Annotated in this window: 1 protein-coding gene; it reads left to right on the forward strand. The window is 70.9% G+C overall.

Annotated features, from left to right (window positions below; genetic code table 11):
* A partial coding sequence (locus ABT130_RS47095; protein ID WP_350966422.1) for a type I polyketide synthase occupies positions 1 to 4520 on the forward strand: 4520 nt, incomplete at both ends.

The raw sequence follows: 4520 nt of genomic DNA on the forward strand, positions 1-4520 counted from the left end.
GAGCAGGCGGCGGTCATGGCGGCGCTGGCCGAGCTGCATGTGCACGGGGTAGCGCTCGACTGGCGTGCGGTGTTGCCGGGTGGGCGGCGGGTGGAGCTGCCGACCTACGCCTTCCAGCGTCAGCCGTTCTGGCCGGCCGGCAAGCGGATCGGGGATGCCCGCACTCTGGGCTTGGCCGCGGCGGAGCATCCGCTGCTGAGCGCTTCCGTTGACTTGGCCGACTCCGACGCTGTGCTGCTGACCGGCCGGTTGTCCGTGCGGTCGCATCCGTGGCTGGCCGATCACGTCGTGGGCGGGATGGTGGTGTTCCCCGGCACCGGGTTTCTGGAGCTGGCGATCCGGGCCGGTGACCAGGTCGGCTGCGACCTGGTCGAGGAGCTGACGCTGGCCGCGCCGCTGGTGCTGGGTGAGGATGACGCTGTCGCGGTGCAGGTGTCGGTGGGCGCCCGGGACGAGTCAGGCAGGCACCTGCTCGGCATCTACGCCCGCCCGGCCGAGACTGAGGATCACACACCGTGGATGCGGCACGCCACCGGCATGCTGATGACCACCGACCCTGTCGCCGAGGCCGGTGGCCCGGTCGCCGGGTTCGACGCCACGGTGTGGCCGCCGCGGGGCGCGACCGCGATCGAGCTGGACGGGCTGTACGACCGGCTTGCCGAGGGCGGGCTCGGCTACGGGCCGGTGTTCCAGGGCCTGAAAGCGGCCTGGCGGGGCGGGGATGGCGAGGTGTTCGCCGAGGTCGCTCTGCCGGAGCAGGTCGCTGACGCCGGTTTGTTCAATATGCATCCAGCGTTGCTCGACTCCGCGCTGCACTCGGTGCCGTTCGCCGGGCTGGAATCGGCGGGGGGCGGCAGGTTGCCGTTCTCCTGGAGCGCTGTGAGCCTGCAGGCCGGGGGCGCGTCGGCGTTGCGCGTGCGGCTGGCCAGGAGCGGCGCCGATTCGGTGTCGCTGACCGCGGTGGACGCCGCCGGGGCGCCGGTGCTGTCGGCGCGCTCCTTGGTACTGCGTCCGGTCTCGGCCGATCAGCTTGCGACGGCTTCCCACGACCGTGGGGTGGAGCGGGACTCGCTGTTCCAGCTGGATTGGATCGCCGTGCCGATGACGGTCTCCCCGGTGGACGCCGTGATCGGGTTGGAGGTGGCCGAGCTCACCGGCGACCTCGATTCGCTGGAGCTGCAATTCGGCAGGGTGCCTGACCTGGTGACCGTCGAAATCGATGTCTCTGACTCCACGGATGTGGTGGAGTCGGCGCACGCGCTGACCACACGCGTTCTTGGCCTGCTGCAGCAGTGGCTGGCCGATGAGCGGTTCAGCGACTCGCGCCTGGTGTTCGTTACCCGGGGCGCGGTCGTGACCGGCGCCGGCGAGGTCGTGTCGAACCCGGCTGCGGCCACCGTGTGGGGACTGGTCCGTAGTGCCGAGGCGGAGAATCCGGGCCGCTTCCTGCTGGCCGATGTGGAGGAGCAGGAGACCGCCTTGTCGGCGCTGCCCGTCCTGCTGGCCTGCGGTGAACAACAGGTGGCGGTGCGCGATTACGAAGCGCGGGTTCCCCGCCTCGCCCGGCTGTCACCGGATGAGCACGGTGCCCGGGTCTGGAACCCTGAGGGCACGGTGTTGATCACCGGTGGGACCGGCGGCCTGGGCGCGCAGCTGGCCCGGCATCTGGTGGCCGAGCATGAGGTACGGCACCTGCTGCTGGTGAGCCGCCGGGGTCTGGACGCTCCCGGTGCGGTGGAACTGCGGGCGGATCTGGTCGCGCAGGGCGCGCAGGTGAGCATCGTCGCGTGTGACGTGGCCGACCGGGACGCGGTCGCGGCGCTGTCGGCGCAGGTGGATGCCGGGCATCCGCTGACCGCGGTGATTCACACCGCCGGTGTGCTGGACGACGGGACGATCTCGTCGCTGACGCCGGAGCGGTTGGAGACGGTGTTGCGGCCGAAGGCGGACGCCGCCTGGCATCTGCACGAGCTCACCCGTGACGAGGATCTGGCCGAGTTCATTGTGTTCTCGTCGGTGGCGGGGACGTTCGGCGGGGCAGGGCAGGGCAACTACGCGGCGGCCAACGCGTTCCTGGACGCGCTGGTCCAGCACCGGAGGGCCGCGGGATTGCCGGCGGTGTCGCTGGCATGGGGCCCGTGGTCGCAGGACGTCGGGATGACCAGCCGGTTGTCGCAAGTGGACGTTCAGCGGTGGAACATGAGCGGCCTGCTGCCGATCTCGCCCGCACAGGGCATGGCGTTGTTCGACGCGGCCGTGGCGTCCGGTGAATCGGCGGTGGCTGCGGTCCGGTTGAACATGCCGGCATTGCGGGCGCATGAGGTGCTGCCGCCGATGCTGAGCGGGCTGGTCCCCGCCGTACGCCGCTCGAAGGCCGCTGCCCCGCAGGTGCGGAGCAAACTGCCGCAGCGGCTTGCTCCCCTGGGTGCCGCGGAACGCCTTGAGGTCCTGCTGGATGTGGTGCGGATCGAGATGGCGCTGGTACTGGGGCACGCCACGCCGGACGCGGTGGAGGTGCGGCGGGAGTTCCGCGAGCTGGGCTTCGACAGTCTCACCGCGGTCGAGTTGCGCAATCGGCTGAACACCGCGACGGGTCTGCGTCTGTCGGCCACGCTGGTGTTCGACTACCCGACCCCCACCGTGCTGGCCAAACATCTGCTCGACGAGCTGATGGGTACGGAGGCGGAGGTCCTGGACACGGCGCCGCAGGTGCTGCCGCCGACGGCCGATGACCCGATCGTGATCGTGGGCATGGCGTGCCGCTATCCGGGCGGGGTGAGCTCCGCCGAGGATCTGTGGCGGCTGGTGGCCGAAGGCGGGGACGGGATCTCGCCGTTCCCGACAACCCGCGGTTGGGATCTCGACGGGTTGTACAACCCGGATCGGGAGCGCCAGGGGACCAGCTATGTGCGTGAGGGGGGCTTCCTGCACGAGGCGGGGGAGTTCGACCCCGGGTTCTTCGGCATCTCGCCGCGTGAGGCGTTGGCGATGGATCCGCAGCAGCGGTTGCTGCTGGAGACGTCGTGGGAGGCGATCGAGCGGGCGGGGATCGATCCGACCTCGCTGCGCGGCAGTCGTACCGGCGTGTTCGCCGGAGTGATGCACCATGACTACACATCGGCTCGTCTGGAGTTCCCTCCGGACGTGATGAGCTTCATGGGGACCGGCACCGCCGGAAGTGTGCTGTCCGGCCGGATCTCCTACCTGTTCGGTCTGGAGGGCCCGGCGGTGACCGTGGACACCGCGTGCTCGTCGTCGCTGGTGGCGATGCATCTGGCCGCGCAGGCGCTGCGGGGTGGTGACTGCTCGCTGGCCCTGGCCGGTGGTGTGACCGTGATGGCCACCCCGGGAGCGTTCATCGACTTCAGCGCCCAGGGTGGGCTGGCCGGCGACGGCCGGTGCAAGTCCTACTCCGACGCGGCCGACGGGGTGAGCTGGTCGGAGGGCGTGGGCGTGCTGGTGCTGGAGCGGCTGTCGGACGCGCGCCGCAACGGCCATCAGGTGCTGGCGGTGGTGCGGGGTTCGGCGATCAACCAGGATGGCGCGTCGAACGGGCTGACCGCGCCGAACGGTCCGTCTCAGCAGCGGATGATCCGCCGGGCGCTGGCCGGCGCCGGGTTGTCCCCGGCCGAGGTGGACGTGGTGGAGGGTCACGGGACCGGCACGACGCTGGGTGACCCGATCGAGGCGCAGGCCCTGCTGGCGACATACGGTCAGGACCGGCCAGAGGGCAGGCCGTTGCTGCTGGGCTCGGTGAAGTCGAACATCGGTCACACCCAGGCCGCCGCCGGTGTGGCGGGTGTGATCAAGATGGTCATGGCGATGCGGCACGGGGTGCTGCCCAGGACGTTGCATGTGGACGAGCCGTCGTCGCACGTGGACTGGGCCTCGGGTGCGGTGGAGTTGCTGACCGAGCCGGTGGAGTGGCCGGAGACCGGTCGTCCGCGCCGGGCGGGGGTGTCGTCGTTCGGGATCAGCGGCACCAACGCGCACGTGATCATCGAGCAGAGCCCAGTGGAGCAGGACGCGGAAACTCCGGATGTGGCAGCCGAGGGCCCGGTGCCGGTAGCGGATCAGGACGTGCCGGTGCTGGTGTCGGGGCGGACCGATCAGGCATTGCGGGCGCAGGCTGAGCGCCTGGCGTCGTACCTGGACGGCGAGCTTGGTCTGAGGCTCAGCGATGCGGCGTTCTCGCTGGCCACCACGCGGTCGGCGTTCGAGCATCGAGCGGTGGTGGTCGCCGGGGATCGTGATGGTCTGCTGGCCGGCCTGCGGGCCGTGGCCGAAGACCGCCCGGGTGCGGGCGTGGTGCGCGGGCTGGCCGAGGCGAAGCCGCGGCTGGCGGTGCTGTTCACCGGTCAGGGTAGTCAGCGGGTGGGGATGGGCCGGGAGCTGTATGAGCGCTTCCCGGTGTTCGCCGAGGCGTTGGACGCGGTGATCGCCGAGCTGGGTCCGTTGCTGGACGGGCCGTTGCGTGAGGTGCTGTTCGCCGAGCCGGGCACGCCCGAGGCGGAGGCGCT

The sequence above is a fragment of the Streptosporangium sp. NPDC001681 genome (assembly GCF_040298085.1).
Taxonomy (GTDB): Bacteria; Actinomycetota; Actinomycetes; order Streptosporangiales; family Streptosporangiaceae; genus Streptosporangium.